13 protein-coding genes are annotated in these 20,484 nt (G+C 42.3%); 7 read left to right on the forward strand and 6 right to left on the reverse strand.

What is annotated here, in order from left to right; genetic code table 11:
• Window positions 1-11: 11 nt before the first annotated feature.
• Both DCO56_RS01960 and DCO56_RS01965 read left to right on the forward strand, forming a co-directional pair.
• The gene (locus DCO56_RS01960; RefSeq protein ID WP_108632074.1) at window positions 12-1,760 is read left to right on the forward strand and encodes a class I mannose-6-phosphate isomerase; all 1,749 of its coding nucleotides are present in this window, start codon (window positions 12-14) and stop codon (window positions 1,758-1,760) included.
• Between the two features lie 34 nt (window positions 1,761-1,794).
• Window positions 1,795-3,090 carry a glucosidase family protein gene (locus DCO56_RS01965; RefSeq protein WP_108632075.1) on the forward strand — a complete coding sequence of 432 codons (1,296 nt, stop codon included), beginning with the start codon at window positions 1,795-1,797 and terminating at the stop codon, window positions 3,088-3,090.
• A gap of 209 nt (window positions 3,091-3,299) precedes the next feature.
• Here DCO56_RS01965 and DCO56_RS01970 read toward each other — a convergent pair whose 3' ends face one another.
• From DCO56_RS01970 to DCO56_RS01985, 4 genes are all read right to left on the reverse strand, one after another.
• Window positions 3,300-4,736: a c-type cytochrome domain-containing protein gene (locus tag DCO56_RS01970; RefSeq protein WP_245935760.1), complete on the reverse strand. Its 1,437-nt coding sequence runs from the start codon at window positions 4,734-4,736 to the stop codon at window positions 3,300-3,302.
• A complete protein-coding gene (locus tag DCO56_RS01975; RefSeq protein ID WP_108632076.1) occupies window positions 4,733-5,614 on the reverse strand; it encodes a sugar phosphate isomerase/epimerase family protein in 882 nt (293 codons plus the stop codon). The genes DCO56_RS01970 and DCO56_RS01975 overlap by 4 nt, the downstream gene beginning before the upstream one ends.
• Window positions 5,615-5,617: 3 nt before the next feature.
• The gene (locus DCO56_RS01980) at window positions 5,618-7,117 is read right to left on the reverse strand and encodes a DUF1501 domain-containing protein (protein ID WP_108632077.1); all 1,500 of its coding nucleotides are present in this window, start codon (window positions 7,115-7,117) and stop codon (window positions 5,618-5,620) included.
• 114 nt (window positions 7,118-7,231) lie between these two features.
• On the reverse strand, window positions 7,232-9,988 hold the full coding sequence (locus DCO56_RS01985; RefSeq protein ID WP_108632078.1) for a DUF1553 domain-containing protein: 2,757 nt from the start codon (window positions 9,986-9,988) through the stop codon (window positions 7,232-7,234).
• A gap of 526 nt (window positions 9,989-10,514) precedes the next feature.
• Here DCO56_RS01985 and DCO56_RS01990 point away from each other — a divergent pair.
• From DCO56_RS01990 to DCO56_RS02000, 3 genes are all read left to right on the forward strand, one after another.
• A complete protein-coding gene (locus DCO56_RS01990) occupies window positions 10,515-12,752 on the forward strand; it encodes a glycosyl hydrolase family 95 catalytic domain-containing protein (protein ID WP_108632079.1) in 2,238 nt (745 codons plus the stop codon).
• Window positions 12,753-12,776: 24 nt separating this feature from the next.
• Entirely contained in the window at window positions 12,777-13,778 is a 1,002-nt protein-coding gene (locus tag DCO56_RS01995) for a metallophosphoesterase family protein (protein WP_108632080.1), read from the forward strand.
• A gap of 205 nt (window positions 13,779-13,983) precedes the next feature.
• Complete coding sequence (locus DCO56_RS02000; RefSeq protein WP_108632081.1) at window positions 13,984-16,395, forward strand: TonB-dependent receptor; 2,412 nt, start codon at window positions 13,984-13,986, stop codon at window positions 16,393-16,395.
• A gap of 120 nt (window positions 16,396-16,515) precedes the next feature.
• On the opposite strand, the gene DCO56_RS02005 is transcribed toward DCO56_RS02000, so the two are convergent.
• Window positions 16,516-17,151, reverse strand: a complete 636-nt coding sequence (locus DCO56_RS02005; RefSeq protein WP_108632082.1) for a nitroreductase family protein — start codon at window positions 17,149-17,151, stop codon at window positions 16,516-16,518.
• Window positions 17,152-17,401: 250 nt separating this feature from the next.
• Window positions 17,402-18,379 (reverse strand): DUF6268 family outer membrane beta-barrel protein, encoded by a 978-nt coding sequence (locus DCO56_RS02010; RefSeq protein ID WP_108632083.1) that lies wholly within the window; start codon window positions 18,377-18,379, stop codon window positions 17,402-17,404.
• A gap of 307 nt (window positions 18,380-18,686) precedes the next feature.
• Here DCO56_RS02010 and DCO56_RS02015 point away from each other — a divergent pair, with 307 nt between their 5' ends.
• Together DCO56_RS02015 and DCO56_RS02020 are read left to right on the forward strand one after the other, a co-directional pair.
• Window positions 18,687-19,748: a sensor histidine kinase gene (locus DCO56_RS02015; RefSeq protein ID WP_108632084.1), complete on the forward strand. Its 1,062-nt coding sequence runs from the start codon at window positions 18,687-18,689 to the stop codon at window positions 19,746-19,748.
• The gene (locus tag DCO56_RS02020) at window positions 19,745-20,458 is read left to right on the forward strand and encodes a LytR/AlgR family response regulator transcription factor (protein WP_108632085.1); all 714 of its coding nucleotides are present in this window, start codon (window positions 19,745-19,747) and stop codon (window positions 20,456-20,458) included. The genes DCO56_RS02015 and DCO56_RS02020 overlap by 4 nt, the downstream gene beginning before the upstream one ends.
• Window positions 20,459-20,484: the final 26 nt, after the last annotated feature.

Genomic DNA, 20,484 nt, shown 5'->3' on the forward strand with positions numbered 1-20,484 from the left:
AATAACATCTTATGTATTCCAATACTCAAACGACATCTTTTCAATACGACATCTTACCTACATTTCCAGTTCAGGGCAAATTGTCCAACTCTTATGATGAGTTGGTCGATCACCTGATCCAAAATCATATACACTGCATAGATGGGTTTGTTGGCGTAAATTGGGAAACACCAATAAAGCATATCCAGCAGGAATTTGTTAAGCGGGGATTAACAGTGCGATTTGTTTCCATGGAAACAGCATTGCTCCCTGAAGCAGCAATCGAGGAGAAAGTAGCTCCTTATCTTGGCGGTAATGATCCATTATTCGGAAAAAAAACACCACTCGAACTGATCGCATACTTTGATACAGTCAAATTGGCTGCACTGCAGGGAATGCTAAAACAGGCCACCGACAGTGAGTATCTTATTTTTTATGGCCCCGGAGCAGCGCTCCTTGAGGTATCAAGTCAGGTGATGTACATCGACCTGCCCAAAAATATACTAATCCAACGGATGCGTGCTGGACTGGCCGGGAATCTGGCCTGTGCAAAACAAAGCGATCAAAAAGAGCTTTATAAACGGTATTACTTTGTCGATTGGGAACTCCTAAACCGACATAAACGGACGATATTAGCACGCGTGGAGATTCTTGCCGATCAGCAATCCGCTGAAAATCTACCTTGGATCTTAGGAAATGATCTAAAAGCGACTTTGCATGTAATGTCTAAAAATTACTTTCGGGTAAGACCAACATTCGAACCCGGAGTCTGGGGCGGACAATGGATGAAGGAACATTTAACGGGTATTGATCAACAGGTTAAAAATTATGCGTGGTCTTTTGAAATGATTGTTCCCGAAAACGGCATTTTACTTGAGAATAACGGGCTAGTGCTCGAAATTTCTTTTGATCAACTGATGTTTCAGGAAAGTTCAAATGTCCTGGGCGCTGCGCAGCCACGTTTTGACGTTGAGTTTCCAATCCGGTTTAACTTTCTGGACACTTTTGATGGCGGCAATCTTTCCATTCAGTGCCATCCTAGTCCAAGTTATGCCAAAGCCGAATTTGGAGAAAATTTCACTCAAGACGAATCCTATTACATTGTGGACCGAAAGGGCGATGCACAGGTCTACCTGGGATTTCAGGAGGATATCGATGCGGAAAACTTCCGTGTTGTTCTTGAACAGAGCTTCCGTACGGGCGAACCGATCGCCATTGACAGGTACGTCCAAAAATTTGAATCGCAAAAGCATCAGTTATATTTAATTCCCCACGGTACGGTGCATTCTTCCGGGACGAATAACCTTGTACTGGAGATCAGCGCCACTCCCTACAACTACACGTTTAAGATGTACGACTGGGTACGCCCCGATTTAGACGGTAAGCCACGTCCATTAAATATCGACAGGGCTTTCGCCAATCTTAATTTTAACCGAAAGGGCGATGTCGTCAAAGATACGCTCCTGTCCCAACCAGAGGTTTATACACTCGATGCCCAAGCATCAAAAGTGCATTTGCCAACGCATGAAGATCATTTCTATGATGTTTACAGGTACGAATTTGCAGACGAGGTGAAGATTGAGACAAAGGGGCAATGCCATATTATGATGCTCGTTGAAGGGGAAGCGGTAGAACTGACAACTGCCAATGGCATGAAAAAAATCTTCCATTATGCCGAAACTTTCGCCGTTCCCGCAGCTGCGAAATCCTATTCGCTCCGCAACCTGGGAACTGCTCAGGCAAAAGTAATACAGTCTTTTGTCAAAGACCATAAATGTTAATAATAGGTACACAACGATAGAAAAAAACAGCATCATGAGAAATTTATGTTTCGCGTTATCTACTTCCTTGCTGCTATTATCCTGCAACGGTGGTAGCAACAAATCCACAGGAAGCGGCACACAGCAAAATGTGGCACAGGATAGTAGCTTCCAACTCGTCAAAGATATGGCAGGCAAGGTTATCAAAGCAGGATTCAATGCAGGTGACGGCTATAGTGAAGTATGGATCAGGGATTACAATACCTTTATTACCTTAGCAAGCCAAGTGCACCCCCACGAGCAGATCAAAGATCAATTGGCACTATTTTTTAAATTACAGGAAGCTGATGGTAATATCGCAGACGGTTTTGTCAAAAAATCCAGTTTAAAGAATGGTGTTTCCGACTATTATACCATCACTAATCCACTGGCTCCGGAATATGCCGCACATAAAAACACGGTTGAAACCGATCAGGAAACATCCTTGATCCAGGCAGTTCACAAATATATCGTAGCCACTAAGGACAGCTCTTTTCTCGCACAAAAAATAGGCGAAACGACAGTGAAAGACCGGATGGAACAGGCCTTGCAATTTTTAATGGACAAACGTTATAATGCCACTTATGGTCTATTGTGGGGGGCCACAACGGTCGATTGGGGTGATGTGCAGCCAGAACACGATTGGGGGGTCCATTTGGACAAAAACTCTCATATTGCCCTGGATATTTATGATAATGCCATGTTTTTAATTGCTTTGGACAATTACATTGATCTTTTCCCTGATAAAAAAGAAAAATGGAGTAAGGTCAGAACCACGATTGCCAGCAATACCATGAAACATCTTTGGGACGATAAAAATCAAAAATTCATCCCTCACATCTATATCAACGGGTCGCCATTTCCAAAAGATTTTGATGAAAACCAAATCTACTATCACGGCGGAACAGCCATTGCCATTGAGGCAAACCTGCTTAGCAAAGAGCAGATCAAAACTTCCCTGGACAAGATGATCAAAAATGTAAAAGATGCCGGAGCAGCCACCATTGGATTAACCGTATATCCGACTTATCCGGCTGGTTTTTTCAAAAATAAAGGCATGTATCCGTATGGTTATCAAAATGGCGGAGATTGGACCTGGTTTGGAGGGAGAATGATCCAACAACTGGCTAAAAATGGCTTCCAGCAGGAAGCTTATGAGCAGATCAAGCCCATGTTGGCGCGTGTCATTAAAAATAAAGGTTTCTACGAATGGTATACGAAAGACAATAAACCTGAAGGTTCGGGAACCTTTAGAGGCGAGGCTGGCGTACTTTACGATGCAATCACCTTATTGGAAAATACCGGAAAATAACCCGTAATATTTATACCCAACACATAAAAAATAGGGTGTCCGAAAAGATCAGACACCCTATCACCATTCAATCACATCGCTGCACTATCGGCAAGTCAAGTTTCCAATACCCTTATTATTGACTAAGTAATGCTACAGCATAGACTAAGTATCTATTCAGCAGCACTATAATCGATGGGGAAAACGACTTGGTCTCTCCTTTTATCCTCTTAGAACCTTACCGTGTCCGTAGCGATAAATGGTAACCGATAATTACCTGTATCGATGCGCACCTTACCCTGTAATGCTTTTAAGGCCACACTGTCCCGGTCGCCCGTTTGGTAGATATATACATTTTTCAAGCTAGGGATATCCTTCAAATTCGACAGACCCTTTGCGCTTACTTTTGTCCCCACCAGGTTCAGGTAGATCAATTTTTGCAGTCCTTTCAATTGGGATAGGCCATTGTCGGAAACTTTTGTATTCTCGAGATGCAGACGTGAGATGACAGGCATGGATTTTATCGTAGAAAATGCCTGGTCAGTGATGGCGGTATGCCCAAGCTTCAGTTGAACGATATTCTCTTTAATGGCCAACAGTTCCTGCAGATCCTTATCATTAAACTGTGGATAGTTGATGGCATTGACCAGCACCAGATTATTTTCTTTAGCCACAGGAATGATTTTGATTCCTTTTGCCTGCCAGGCATCAACTTTATCCTTTGGTAAATCGGGTGCCTTTGGAAAATCCGCATACAATACCTGCGAGGCCTCCTGTTCTCCTGTTTCAAGTTTTTTCAATATTGCTGCAATTTCCTTCGACTGTGTAAGTTGATTCACTTTTTTATCGAAGCTCGCCCCTTGATCAATCCACCATGCAATTAATTTGATCTGATCGACGCTGATCGGTGTACGCCCCTTTGGTGGCATTCTTTTTTTGTGTCCTTCCGGCAATATCAGTCGCGCATACAATTCACTTTCTTTCGAATTGCCACCCTTCAGCACCGTTCCATTTTCACCCCCCTTTAACAGACTTTCCCTTGTCTGTAAGGCCAAACCTCCCTCCTGTTTCCGATCACCATGGCAGCTCTGACAGCGTTGTTTGAGTATAGGTTGTATAATACCGTCATATACGGCAGCCTCTTGTACATTCTCAACAATTAAAAGCTCGTCGTTGCTTTCCTCCACACCAAAAGTCTTTTTCATCGCCTGTGGCATGGCTTCAAGAAAATAACCCTTGCCATGCGTTAAGGTACCGCCGTAGTGTCCTGTGACTCCCAATAATATAACCAGGATCAAAAATAGCCAAAAACGAAACCGTAGGATTTTTCTTGCCCATTGTAGCGCTCCGCTTTTTTCGCGGTACAGGAAATAAAGCAGTAGGCTACATACGGCGACGGCAATTCCCAGCCACTGATGGTAATTGAGCACGTCGATTTCATAACCGCCATTGCGTGAAAGCAGAAATCCCGAAAGAGCAGCAAACATGGCAGCTATACTGCCCAATAACAAGCACAATCTAATCGCCGACAGGTATGGATTTTCTTTTTTGAATAGTTCCAGAAATGCCATCACAAATGCAATCAATAAAATTCCGATGGGTAAATGCACTAAGATGGGATGAAACCGTCCCAAAAAGGCCATCAATTCTTCAAGAAAAACCATCATTCTTTATACCTGTCTTTGAGTAAATTCAACATATATACATTTACGGACCATTGGTCTGCCACCGGCTGCTGTGTAAAAGGCAGTGTAGGCAAATAACCTGCCGGACCAAATTCCGTGGTAATGGTCAATACCTTTGCTCCGCTTTGTTTATGTTGGGCGACAATCTGATCCCACCAGGCCAGATGTTGACTGACCGTACTTTTCCATTCCGGTGCCGCGGGGTCATTGACCTGAGGCCCTTCAGGATGTCCGATCCGGGCATGGATATGTTCTGTCCGGGCGAGTGCCAAAGAAACCGCTTCAGCTTGGTCAGCGAGCAAAGACTCATGTACATTGCACCAGTGTGAAATATCCAAAGCAAGCCTTAAAGCGGGGATTTTTGTTAAATAATCTTTGGTCAGGTGGGCCGCAAAGCTAAATCGGCCACGATGTGTCTCATGGTAAACCGGAATACGCCATTTTTCCATAATCACCTGACCAATATCGATCAATTGCTTATTCTGTTCAAACGCGTAATATTCTTTACCTGTATGGCAATTGATATAATCCGGCTTTATGCTTGCGGCTTCTTCCAGATTACGTTTAAAACTTTCGCGGTACTGGTCAAATGAAACTCCGGAACCACCGGAAAGAAGCCCTAAACGCAGACCATATTTTTGCAGGGCATCAATCATTTCTTTTCGTTCTTTCTGATCCCCGGGGAGCCAGGCTTCTACCCCATCATAGCCCGCATTTTTCACGCGTTCACAAAAGCGGTCCCAGGAATCGGTATTTCCCCAATTGGTACAATAGTACTTAATGTGTAATTTCTCTTGTTGCTGTGCCAGAAGTGTATAAAAATTGGCCATCAGAAGGATTAATACTAGAAATCGTTTCATTCGTTAAATAATAGCTTGTATAAGTTCGCCTTCCACATCCGTCAAACGGAATGGTCGGCCCTGAAATTCATAGGTAAATTTTTCGTGGTCAAATCCCAGAAGATGGAGCATGGTGGCATGCACATCATGTACGGAAGCCCTTCCTTCAACACCTGCAAAACCAATATCGTCCGTTTGCCCGTAGCTGATGCCGTTACGTATGCCTCCACCTGCCATCCAGATGGTATAGGCGTCCGTATGATGATCTCTTCCAAGGAATGGCATATCACTATTATCACGATTCTCCTGCATTGGCGTCCGTCCAAACTCCCCGCCCCAGACGACCAATGTGTCCTCTAATAAGCCCCGTTGTTTCAGATCCAGGATCAGTGCCGTCATCGGGCGATCAATTTCACGGCATTTATTTCGAAATCCAAGATCTATGGAGTCTGCCGCATTTGTGCCATGACTATCCCAGCCCCAGTCAAACAATTGCACAAAACGCACCCCCTGTTCCACAAGCTTGCGGGCCAACAGGCAGTTATTGGCGAAAGATTCTTTTCCGGGTTCGGTACCGTATAATTCATGGATATAAGCAGGTTCATTGTTGATATTCATCACTTCGGGTACGGCGACCTGCATTTTATAAGCCATTTCATACTGCGCAATCCGTGAAAGTGTCTCAGGGTCCTTAAATGTGTCATACTCCGTTTTGTTGACATTATTGATCGCGTCGATAAGATGGCGCTTCATGTCCCGGTCCATTCCTTCAGGATCAGCAATATACAATACAGGGTCTCCCTTTGAACGGCACTGCACCCCCTGGTAGACCGATGGTAGAAAACCACTTCCCCAGACACTCTTTCCGGCGTCCGGCGTTTTACCCCCAGAAGTCAATACCACAAATCCCGGTAGATTGCTGTTTTCTGAGCCTAGGCCATAAGTCACCCATGAACCAATGCTTGGACGCCCCAATCGGGCACTTCCGGTATGCATAAACAGCTGTGCCGGTCCGTGGTTAAACTGATCCGTATGGACAGCTTTCAAAAAACTGACGTCATCAACCACCTGACTAAAATGAGGTAAATGATCGGATACCCAAGCTCCACTTTCACCATATTGTTTGAAAGTCGCCTGTGGTCCCAGCATTTTAGGTACCCCGCGGATAAAGGCAAATTTCTTTCCGGCCAAAAGGGACTGTGGGCAGGGTTGATTATGTAATTTCTGCAGTGCAGGTTTATAATCAAACAATTCAAGCTGCGAGGGGGCTCCCGCCATGTGTAAATAGATTACACTTTTGGCTTTACCGGGAAAATGGGGCGATTTAGGAATCAACGGATTTAAAGCATTCAGATCCAAATTGCCTTTTGATCCGGATGTGTTCCATCCTCCGCAACTTGCCAAAAGACTTCCCAATGCAATGCCGCCAATACCAGCAACACAATCTTTTAGAAAATGTCTTCTTGTCACAGCCTTCAATTCAGATTGCTGTGCTTCTTCTATTAATTTATTCAGATCTTTCATTCATGTAGCTCTTTTTGCATGGCACCAATTCTACCATATCTATTGTTTATCCCGATTCCCGGTTGATTCAGCTCCCCGGGGTTTTATTACCAGCATGTATTTTGAATCTCTCCCCTAGGATTTCGTTAAAAATTCATCCAGGTTCAATAATGCATTTGCAACCAACATATAAGCAGCTTTGGATGATATTGTTTTTGTATTTTCCTTTGCCAAATCGCTGCCCAGATATTTCGCTGCAGATGCTGGCGCTTTGTTAAATTCCAAGAGTGCTTTTTTGTAGAGTTCCTCAAGGTCGGCGATCTTCCTGGGATCGGCTTCTTTGAGCATTGCCCTTCGATAACCGGCACTGATGCTCTTTTTTGTATCTCCTTTTCCTTCCTGCAGCATGATATTTCCTAAATGCTTTGCCGCTTCCAGATACACGGGGTCATTGAGGGTGGCCAAAGCCTGCAACGGCGTATTTGTCCGTATGCGATCAACCAGGCATACCTCCCTGCTGGATGCATCGAAGGAAACAAAGGACGGATAAGGGCTCGTGCGTTTCAAAAAGGTATAAACGCCACGTCGATACTGATCTTCCCCTTCGCTCTTGACCCAGGACTCACCGCTGTATACGGTCATCCACACCCCATCCGGTTGATAGGGCATGACACTCGGTCCATACATTTTATTGCTTAACAAGCCACTGACGGCTAGCGCCTGATCCCGAATCTGCTCCGCGGAAAGCCTAAACCGCGGCCCTCTCGCCAAATAATAGTTCTGCGGATCTTTTTCCACTTTATCACCATTTAGCGTTGAAGCCTGCTTATAGGTACCTGAAAGGACAATCTCACGGACCAATTTTTTCATGCTCCATTTTTTTCCGTTCATAAAATCCAGGGCCAGATAATCCAATAATTCACGGTGAATTGGCGGTATACTCTGTGTCCCCATATCACCCAATGGTTCCACCAGTCCGCGGCCAAACAACTGTGCCCAAACACGGTTAACCAAGGTCCGCGCAGTTAATGGGTTCTCTTTGCTGACAATCCACTGCGCAAATCCCATGCGATTTCGGGGAGCACCTTTTGGAAATTCATTGAGCGATTCAGGCACCATGGGCTGTACTTCTGCCCCCAGAGACAGCCGGTTACCCCGGATGAATACATTCGTTTTCCGATGCATTTCTTTCGGATTTTCAATCATAATGGGCACACTTTCGGGCTGCAGATTGACAAGCTGGAGAAAAGTTCGCTGAAGGTTAAGATTTTCGGAGGGTTTTCCAACCGGAAAGTCCTCCCGAAAAGCAAACCATTCAATCATACAAATCGGTTGACCAGCTGCAACTGCTGGATTCTTAAATACCAGAAAAAGGTCGTGTACACCGCTTGTCGGTGCTATCGCTGCCTGAATAACCTGTCTGCCCGAGGTTTTGGGTAAATCTATATTGGCTAGCAAAGGCCCATTAGGTTTATTGAGATGCACTTCCATTTTTCCGCCAACTGCATCTGTCCAGAAATTCATGAAGAGCTGCCTTTTGCCATCCAGGGTAATTGCTTTTAAACGGGCTGATCCACTGCTGCGTACACCAAGCCATTTTGTATCATACAAAGCACCGTTTACAATCTGATCGCTATAATGGGCATGAATCTTAGGCTCGAGCGTATGTAGGAACAGATCCGCAGATTTTACCGCATTTCCATCGCCATTGGCTGTCAACCAATGCTTGATGCTATCGACACGTTTTTCGTCCTGTGCCGTATAAAAACGTAGTTTTGGATGATCACCTTGTGTATCTTCATCTCGCGTGTTGTTGAAAAATGCCAGCGATTTATAATATTCCTCAAATTTAAAAGGATCATAGGTGTGACTATGACATTGCACACACTCAAATGTTGTACTCAACCATACCTGATAACTGGTATTTAAACGGTCCAGGACAGCCGCCATCCTAAACTCCTCACTATCCGTTCCGCCCTCATCGTTATTCATGGTGTTCCGGTGGAACGCCGTCGCGATAAGCTGATCTTTGGTCGGTTGAGGCAAAAGATCTCCAGCCAGCTGCTCAATGGTAAATTCGTCGTATGGCATATCTTTGTTCAGGGCTTTGATCACCCAATCCCGATAGGACCAGATACTACGTGACCCATCCTTTTCGTATCCTTTGGTATCGGCATAGCGTGCCATGTCCAGCCACCAACTAGCCCATTTTTCACCGTATTTAGAGGAAGCCAATAAGCTATCAACTCTACGGGAATAGGCATCATCGCTGTCATCCTCGATAAATGCGCTGATTTCATCTAAGGTCGGTGTTATGCCGATGAGGTCCAAATAAAGTCTTCTCAACAAAGTGCTCTTATCGGCTTCATCCGAAAAAGAGAGCTCCTTGTTCTTTAATTTGGCCTGCACAAAATAGTCGATGTTGTTATTCACCCCTTTCGGTTTTATGCCAAAAAGTCCTGCCAGGGAAAATGGTTTCGGCACTTCGACATCTTCGGGTAAAGTATAAGCCCAATGCTTACCCCACTTTGCACCTTGGTCGATCCACTTTTTTAAAATATCAATTTCGTCATCGTTCAGTTTTGGCGCATTATAAGGCATGCGCAATTCAGGATCATCAGAAACCAATCTCTTCATAAACTCGCTATGCTCCGCATCCCCCCGAATAATTGCCGGTTTGCCAGACTCGGCTTTGGCAAAAGCTTCATTTTCAAAAAGAAAACTAAGCCCCCCATTTTTCTTCACTCCACCATGACAGGCAATGCAATGTTTATTTAATATCGGTTTGACATCTGCACTAAAGTCTACTGTTTCTTCTTTACCAAATGTAAATATTGTAAAGCAGGCGATAATTAAGGCCAATAATGCTAACACCATTAATTTTCTATTCATAGCAATAAGGTCGATTCAATATTATGCAGTTATTAGGTTTATTTTATAATTGTTGTGCAGCTATTCCAATGCTTGAGCTAGTGGAATACATATCAGCGAGCCGAAACAGGCATTGATAGCTAACGTCAGTAAAATTAAAGAAGAACGACGGGATAAACTAAAACTAGATTAACAGAAACATAAACTATATTACCTCCTCCCAATACATTCTCTATTTTTGCCGCTGTTAGCGCCATTTGGGCTTCATTAGCCATGGATAACATTTTAGTTACGGAAACTTAAGAAGCGATCACTTTATCTACTTTTAATCTGGAGTTCGGATGACATGCGTTATTGACTCGATCCATTTGATCCGCGTTTCTAACCAATAATTAGCAATACTGCCGCATTCAGCCATTTTTGACGGCAAAGTTGCTAGACGGCATGCCGGAAACAAAAAAGGCAAAATAAGCTCTAAAAAAGCCTAAATAGTGTCAGCTATTTGTGCTGTTGAGCACTAAATTTGTAAACCATATCCATATAAATTATGAAATACTGCTATCTCATTCTTTTATTTCTCATGACCGGTCCTGTTGTTGGACAGCCATCCACCGGTTACAATCTTAATTTTACGAATCTGGCAACTCGCTGGGATGAGGCTATCCCCTTAGGCAATGGCCAATTGGGTGCGTTAATCTGGAAAAAAGACAATACCATCCGCTTATCTCTGGATCGGGCGGATCTTTGGGATGAACGCAAAGCATTTGAGATAGAAAAACATGATTTTAAATGGGTACAGCAACAGCTACAAAACAACAGCTATCAGGCAGCTCAACAATGGGGAGATTCCCCTTATGACCGCTCCCCTTATCCGACCAAACTTCCGGCAGCGGCAATGATCTTTGATGCAGCAAAATTCGGAAACGTCGTTTCCAATGTACTGGATCTGCAAAGTGCGGTACATACATTGAAATTTGACGATGGAAAAACCCTTATTACTTATGTACATGCCACCAGACCAATGGGGTACTTCGAAATTACGGGTAAAAACATCGATGATCTTGCACCGCAGCTTGTCCCACATCAATACGAAAATACCACACAGGCGGATGAGCAAAAAAGCGTAGTTGATGGCCAGAGCTTAACCAGACTGGGTTACAAACAAGGGAACATTGTTAAAACCGAAAACGCTCAGGTACTGCATCAGGAAACCTATGATCATCATTTTTTTGAGGTTGTATTGCAGTGGAAAAAAATGTCTCCGAACAAGCTTATAGGCTACTGGACCATCAGTAACGATCAAAAAGCCAAAGTACAGCCCATTTCGATCAAACAGTATGAAGCCGCAAAACAAAGCCATATTTCCTGGTGGGCAAACTATTGGTCTAAATCGACTATTTCCATTCCTGAAAAAGACCTCGAAAGGCAATATTACCTGGAACTTTATAAATTAGGAGCTACGGCACGCCAAGGTGCGCCAGCGATTACACTTCAAGCCGTTTGGACCGCCGACAACGGGGGCTTACCACCCTGGAAAGGGGATTTTCATAACGATCTCAATACGCAATTGAGCTATTGGCCAGCGTACACCGCCAACCGAATGGATGCGGCTCAAAGTTATACGGATTGGTTATGGAAAATCAGGCCGAAGAATCTTGCCTATACCCGGCAATACTTTGCTGTCGACGGATTAAATATTCCGGGTGTGCTGACATTGAATGGCTACCCGATGGGTGGCTGGATCCAATACTCCTTATCCCCCACAGTCAGTGCATGGACAGCCCAACATTTTTATTGGCAATGGAAATATGGAATGGACCGCAATTTCTTAAAAGAGCAAGCTTACCCCTATATCACTGAAGCGGCAACCTATTTAAAAAATATAACTTATCTCAAAGATGGGAAGCGTTATCTCCCCCTAAGCAGTAGTCCGGAATACAATGACAACAGCAGGGAGGCCTGGTTTGAGCGCTGGACAAATTTTGATCTCAGCCTGGCACATTACTTATTCGATATCGCCGCAGAGGTCAGCAACGCAAATGGTAAACCCGAAGCGGCTAAAGAATGGGCTAGATACAGTGCCGAATTGCCTAATTTTGCGACGGATGAAACCGGCCTGCAAGTCGCGGTTGACCTACCGATGAAACATTCCCATAGACACATGTCACCCTATATGGCTATTTACCCATTGGGAATACTTGACATCAATAACGCCCGGGACAAATCGTTGATCGAAAAATCGCTTTCCCATTTAGAGCAATTGGGCACAAGGGCTTGGGTGGGCTATTCCTTTTCATGGATGGCTTGTCTCCATGCAAGAGCAAAACAAAGTAAACAGGCTGTTGTGAACTTACAGAAATTTGCCCATAATTTTTGTTCCATAAATTCCTTTCACTTAAACGGTGACCAAAATGGGGGGCAGTATTCTGATTTTACCTATCGCCCTTTTACGCTGGAGGGTAATTTTGCCTTCGCACAGGGTATTCACGAATTATTAATTCAGAGCAAAAATGATTATATCGAAGTTTTTCCGGCCACGCCTGAGGATTGGAAAAACGTATCCTTTAAAAATCTGAGAACTGCGGGTGGATTTATTGTCAGTGCTGAGAAGAACGGCGGAAAACTAACATCATTGCGCGTAACTGCCAGTCAGAATGGTGTCTTCCGGATTTTTGAAAAGACAGATCTTCAGGATCTGTCAAGTAAAAAACAGTTATCAAAAAACAATGATATCCAATATATTAAATTGAAAAAAGGCCAAACGATTCAGCTAGGCAGTATTTAATTAAATCTGTATTACCAAAAAAGTATGATCAACCGAAAAAAATTTATCCAACTGGGAAGTTTAGGCTTAGGCAGCATATTAGTCAACAAGAGTCTTGCCAGTACGTCTATTGCGTCGACAACAGACCATGTGTTCAAAGCTGAGGGCATTAAATTTGGCGTGATTGCAGATCTTCATCACGATCTTATGCACGATGGTTTACGTCGGGCCAAACTTTTTATCGAAGCAATGAAAAATGAAAACCCCGACTTTATTATTTCCTTGGGCGACTTTTGTTTTCCAAAGGCTAAGAATAAAGAATTAATGGCTATTTGGGATGGCTTTACAGGGGAAAGGCACTTTGTAATCGGCAATCACGATACAGACGGCGGCTTCACAAAACAACAGGTCACCGATTTTTGGAATAGCCCCGCACCTTACTATTCCTTTGATAAACAAGGCTTTCATTTTGTCATCCTGGATGGCAACGAGCAAAGCCTGACAAAAAAAATTGAAGGTTATCCCCGCAGTATCGGTCAACAACAACTGGAATGGTTAAAAAAAGATATTCGAAATACTAAAAAGCGGGTTATCATCTTTTGTCATCAAGGCTTGGACAACGAAGACGGCGGACTTGAAAATGGCATGGCAGTGAGGTATCTATTGGAACAAATGAATATTGAAGCTGGATTCAATAAAATTTTACTTGTTCTTACTGGCCATCATCACCTCAATTATCACAACGAGATTAATGGCATTCATTATGTGCAAATCAATAGTGCCTCCTATTACTGGGCGGGTGATACATTTGAAAGCAAAGCGTTTGATGCGGATTTCTATAAAAAACATGGTATTTTAAAACGAACATTGGTCTATCAGGATCCTATCTGGGCAACTGTCAGTATAGATCATAAAAAGAATATCCGTATCCAAGGGTCTGAAACAACAATGGCCGGAATACCACTGGCACAAACGGGAATTGATATTTATAAAGATGTATATCCGATTAGTGCAAAGATTGATAGCAGACATCTGCGCTACCGATAAAACTTTAATTCTTACAAAGAGCCTATAATGGCCAAAGAGATTTTTCGCACGCTCTTTGGCCATTATTCATTTTAGGAAACAGCTAAGTCGCCGATCTGCGGACTGATATGGGAGCAAAAATTAAATAAATAATACTTTGAAAAATATCACAGGAGTAATACCTTTGCGTTGTTTATAATTAATCTAATTAAGACTACAAACCAACATGAATAAAATTATCATCTACCTCCTGTTGATTATTCCGGGCACCCTACTTGCCCAAGGACAGCACAAAGCCGAAATTTACGGTAAAATTTTCTCCTCCGATGGAAAGCCTATTTCGGGTATTACGGTAAAATTGTACCCGCAAGACATCACCGTGTTAACGAGAACCAACGGCTCATACCAATTTAAATCTTTAAAGCCGGGTGAAGCAAGACTGGAGATATCAGCGGTGGGCTTACAGTCTTTGACCCGTACAATCCAAATTGTAGAAGACAAAAACCGGATTCCAGATATTTACCTCAACGAAAACCAATCTACCTTACAAGAGATTGTTATTAATGGAAATGGATCCAATAAATATACCCGTAAACAAAGCATTTACGTCTCTAAAATGCCGCTCAACAACCTTGAAAACTCCCAATCATACGCCGTCGTTACTAAAGAGTTATTAAAAAGCCAGCTTAACACCAATTACGACGATGCTATGGCGAACGTTTCGGGTATTGACAAATTATGGGCTTCAACAGGAAGACCAGGTGATGGTGTCACCTATTACACATTACGAGGTTTTAGCACGCAGACTGCAATGGTTAACGGTGTGGTGGGCATCGCCAGCACCAGTCCAGACCCAGCCAATCTTGAATCCATTGAGGTAATCAAAGGGCCCTCGGGCTCACTTTATGGTGGAGCGGCAGTTGGATTTGGCGGACTAATCAACAATATAACCAAGAGGCCATTGGATACTGTCGGTGGTCGTGTCAATTATATTTTGGGCAGTTATGCGCAGCATCGTTTCACAGCGGACGTATATGGTCCACTAACCGCAGATAAAAAGCTTCTAGGCCGTGTGAATACAGCACTTACAAATGTCGGCAACTATCAGGACGCGGGTTTCAACAGATCATTTTTTATCGCCCCCTCATTGCTCTACCGGCCAAGTGAAAAACTTGACATCCAATTGGATTTCGAACTCTTTCAAAACAAGGCAACCAATCCGTTAATGGTATTTCTCAATCGTTCACGCCAGTTATTTGCGAGGACGCCCGATGAACTACAGTTTGATTTCGGTAAATCGTATACGAATGACGACGTGACCTTTAAAAATCCTACCACGAATGTACGGGGCAACGTCACCTACCGTTTCAACGAACAATGGACCTCCCATACAACGGTAAATTACAATAGACGTAAATCAGACGGTTATTTTCAATATGTCATGTATCTCCAGGCGAATAACGATACATTGATCAATCGCTATGTCGCTGACCAGAACTACACCGCCAGCAATTTCAATGCACAGCAAAATTTTGTCGGGGACTTTCATCTCGGGGAACTTCGAAACAGGCTGCTCGTCGGCGTCGACTATCTTTTCCAACAAGCAGAAAGTCATAATTCGCCTTATATCTTATTTGATCAGCTCAATACCTCCTTTGATGATCCAAGATATGCTAGATTCAATGCGGCTAATATCGATGCAGCAATAGCCGCTTCAACAGGAGCCGAAACAAATACGAGAAGCCGTAATCAGGTCTTGGGCGCCTATGTCTCCGATGTTTTGGATCTCACTCCACAGTTACATCTGAATGTTGCTTTACGTATGGATTACTTTGACAATCAGGGAACTTATAATTTCGACAAAGACACCACGACAGGAGCTTTCAATCAAACCGCATTTTCTCCACGTGCAGGTTTAGTATATGAATTTATCAAAGATAAAGTCTCATTTTTCGCTAATTATCAAAATGGATTCAAGAATGTTGCTCCTGTCGTACAACCACATCCGAGTATATCCGGGGACTTTAAACCACAGCAGGCCTCACAGTGGGAAGCCGGGGTTAAATTTAATCTGCTCAACGATAAACTTGGTCTAACGGCAAGCTACTACGACATTACCGTTGATAATATGTTGCGCTCTGAAGCAAGAGTTATTGATGGGGAGTCCTACAATATTACCATTCAAGATGGTACACGTTTAAGCCGGGGAATAGATTTTGATTTAACAGCTGCTCCGGTCCAAGGCTTGAATGTTATATTTAGTTATAGTTTTAATGATAGCAAAACGACAAAAGCTGCTGAAAATGTGAATAATTTACGTCCAACAGAAGCTGGGCCAAAACATCTTTCGAACCTATGGGCCAACTATATTCTACAAAAAGGAACACTCAAAGGGCTCGGTATCGGGGCGGGATTGAATTATGCCAGTGAAAATCTGATTACCAACAGTGTACCTACAGGTATTTTTTCACTACCGTCATATACACTATTTAATGCAAGCCTCTCCTACGGGTATAAACATTTTGAATTTGCGGTAAAAGGAAACAACCTGACCAACCAAACCTATTTCAAAGGTTGGACTACCGTAAATCCTCAAATGCCTAGAAATATCCTAGGTAGTGTCGCATATCAATTTTAATTTGCTCCGTTAACGAGGCATCAATACACAAGAAAGGGGCTATATATAGCCCCTTTCTTGTGTATTGTCAGAGATTACAATTAAATCATGCCCTTGTTACAGCACTTTAAATTCGTGCTATTAAGGTAGTTCAATCAAAAACTCAGTTTTAGGCAATCTAAATTTTTTCAATTTCAGCAACCAATCCTCTTCACCCAAACGGTAACCTAAGGGTAGCAGAACAACACTTTTTAGCCCCAATTTGTCTAATCCCAATAACTTATCCAGCTCCCCGTTGGAAAATCCCTCCATTGGTGTAGCATCCACTTTCAATTCCGCAGCTTGCGCGATGGCCATTCCAAAAGAAATATAAGCCTGTTTCGCGGCATGCGCTGCCTGCTGTTCCTCCGTAAGCGCAGCAAACATACTTTTTAATTTATTTTTGTAATCATCAGTTGTATCCAATGGTAAACCTCTATGGTTATTCATCTGGTCAAACGTCGCATCAATACGTTCATCTGTGTATTTATCCCATGCCGCAAAAACCAAAAGATGAGAGCTTTCTGCAATAATTTGTTGCCCCCAAGCTACAGGTACAATTTGTTCTTTCAATTGTTGATCTGTAATCAACACGACACGGAAAGGTTGCAATCCCGAGGAGCTCGGTGCCATACGTGCTGCTTCGATAATTTTATCTACGTCTTTCGGATCAACCTTCTTTGTTGAATCGTATTTCTTGGTCGCATAACGCCATTCAAGGGTTTCTAATAATGCCATTTTCTTTTCTTTTTTTGCTTTATTATTTATTCAAATGCCTTGTTACAGGCTTAGTATCACCTAAATTTGATAAAAGAAATTAAACCCGGAAAGCAGTATACATACAATTAACCTTATTTTAATTTCTATTTATAAAATAAATATAGCAAATATTTGAATGTTCAAACACTAAAACAACATAATAATCCAAGAAACTGAGTAAATCTTTGTACAATCCCGTCAAATTCCCTTGCCGATGATCAGCCCTGCCCTAACGTCTTTTTTTTGCAAAGGGATTAAAAGAAAGTCCAACATTGACATAAAACGACGGGTCCGCAGAAGCTTCCCATACATAATTATTTTGCCGTTCACTTTTTTCAAATATCCTTGATCTCGGAATGTTCTTCATACCAGATTTGAGCGTTGCAATAAACGATCTTCCCAAATTATGTTCGTAGGTCAATCCCGAGTTGATCTCCATCTGACTAAAGGTATAGACCTTGTCTGATCCCCAAAAATCATTGAGGTAGAATGTAGTCGTGCTGAGATCTGCCCCCAGAGAAAGACGACCATTTCGCAACATTGCTTTTCGGACGTAGGCGCCCTTGGGTAATAGCACATCTATCATCCACCCATCGCGATATTGCTGCTTATAGGTGAAGGTAGGAACAACAGGAATAATTGCCGCAGGATCAATAAACCCGAGTAAGCCGATTGTCATTTGTACATCTCGAGTTGCTTTTAATACCCATGTTCCGGTCAATATCCCACGCATCCGTTCAATCCCCTTATCGCTTCCATCCGTCATGAAACTAGCGGAATAAATAACCATTTTTCCAAATAATTTTGAGAAGTAAGAAAAATTAAGTGATTCATAATGGTAATGGAAATCTTGTTTACGCATTTTTTGCGGCTGCGTGCTTAAATCTGATTCTTGGACATTGAATGAAGTATACTGATAACCGAGGCTAGTACCTAACGTCCAGCTACGCCGGTTTAAAAAATTGACATTCAAGTTCCCGCCAGCCTGATGGAGTGACTCTACCTTACCTCGCGTAATGACGCCCCCTTTAACATTGGATGAATATTTGTAACCGCCATTATATTCATAACTTAGATTTAGCACCCGCGCTGCAGGAAATTTGTCGGCTACAATGGCCTGTACTTTTTGCGGAATACTATCTTTGGTCTGTGCGGAACTGCTGCATACAAGAGCAAAGCTCCCAAGCAACACCAAGTTCTTTTTCATGTGGATATACGTTTTTTTTATCTATTCTTTTTCAATTAAAGGAAACCCGAAAAACTGCTCTTTCGAAAATTAGAACGGAGCAGCCGACGTGTTACAAGAATAGATCAATAGGAAACGCTCATTTTATTTTTTATACAAAAAGGTCAATATTTTATACGAAAGGTGGGCAGCTTCAAAAGAGCTTTTTATCCATTCTATCTACCGATTTCACTTTGGTATAAAAAAAAGCAGTGTTCATATAAAACAAAATCATTTTGAAACAAAAAAAGTTACATTTGCGAAATCAGGGTCAATAAACCAGATCAATATGCTAGACTGCAACAACCGTATTGTTTTACGCTACCTAACGGAAAAGAAATTCAGATTTTTACGACATGGTCTGTTCTTAATTGGTTTGCTTATTCTTTTTGCCAATGCCAATACAAATGCACAATTTTTAGGAAATTATAAGACCTACTTCTCCCTGGCGCTTTGGACGGTTTTCGTCGCAATGTTCTATATCAATATGTACGTATTGATACCACAGTTTTTTTTCAGGGGAAAATATGAAATCTACACGGTATTGCTCATTTTGCTGGTGACAGCGAGCCTGCTTGTTGTCATGCAGATCGCAATCTATATCTTTAGCATCCATATTCCGGCAATTGAAAGGCAACGAACCAATACCATGAGTTTTGTGAGCGGTCTTTTTATCTGTGTTCCCATCATTTTGACCACCACTACGTTTAAACTTTTTAAACGTTGGATCGAAGACAATAAACGCATTTCAGATTTAAAAAACTTGGCGCTTACAACGGAGTTAAATGCATTAAAGAACCAGATTCAGCCACATTTCTTGTTTAACATGCTCAATAATGTGAAGGCTCTGATTCGGAAAAACCCGAGTATGGCCACCGAGGTTATTATCAAACTATCCGATTTTCTGCGGTACCAACTGTATGAAAATGATGCAGATAAAACACTCTTAAAATCCGAAATAAACTTTATTTTCAATTTTCTAAAACTTGAGGAAATACGCAGGGATAATTTGAAAACCTCACTTTCCTGTGCCGCGGAACTCGAAAAACAAAGTATTTTTCTGCCGCCACATCTTTTTACCGCTTTTATCGAGAATGCGATTAAACATAGTGTCAATATACACAATGAAAATACCTTTATTGCCATTCACTTTACACAGACCGATGGGCAACTTTGTTTTGAATGTGAAAATTCGAGCGATCCAAATTTTTCGACTACTAATCCTAAATACGGTGGATTGGGATTAGTCAATGCCAAAAGACGACTTGATTTGCTATATGGCAATAATTACGAACTTAACATATCAAAAAAGGACCTGTTGTATCAGGTAAAATTAAAAATTCCATTATGAATTGTATCATTGTAGATGATGAACCCTTAGCAAGGGAAGAAATGCGAAATCTGGTCGAAGAAATTTCATCCATAGAAATCCTCGGCGAGTTTTCCAATGCCTTAGCTGCCAAGGAATATCTCGCAACTGGATCTGTTGACCTTGTTTTTCTGGATATTGAAATGCCCACCGTCAACGGACTGGATTTTGCACAGGCCTTACCGAAAGATGTCCTGGTGGTACTGACGACAGCCTATGCCCAATATGCATTGCGGGGGTTCGAGCTGGATGCACTTGATTACCTGCTTAAACCAATTAAAAAAGATCGCCTGGTCAAGGCAATTGATAAAGCGTTTAGCTATAAAAAGCTGCTCAATTTAAAAGAAAATCAAAACACCTTTGAAGATGCGAATGAAGATGCTGTATTTATCAAATCGGATCGAAAATACTATAAAATCTTATTTGGCGATATTCGATTTATTGAAGCACTCAAAGATTATGTGGTCATCTATACCCGTACCAACAAACTGATTACAGCAATGAATCTAAAAACCATTCACCAAAAACTACCGGCCCATATATTTGTTCGGGTCAGCAAATCTTATTTGATCAATTTGTCCTTTATTGATTCTTTTGACAACCATACGATATATATCGACAAGTTCGAAATCCCGATTGGCGACATCTATCGTGAGCTATTTTTTAAGCAGTATACAGGCGGGCTATTGTAAGATCATCTGTACGGCGATCTGAATAG

Origin of the sequence: Sphingobacterium athyrii (assembly GCF_003071065.1) — a bacterium.
In the GTDB taxonomy this organism is placed as follows: domain Bacteria; phylum Bacteroidota; class Bacteroidia; order Sphingobacteriales; family Sphingobacteriaceae; genus Sphingobacterium; species Sphingobacterium athyrii.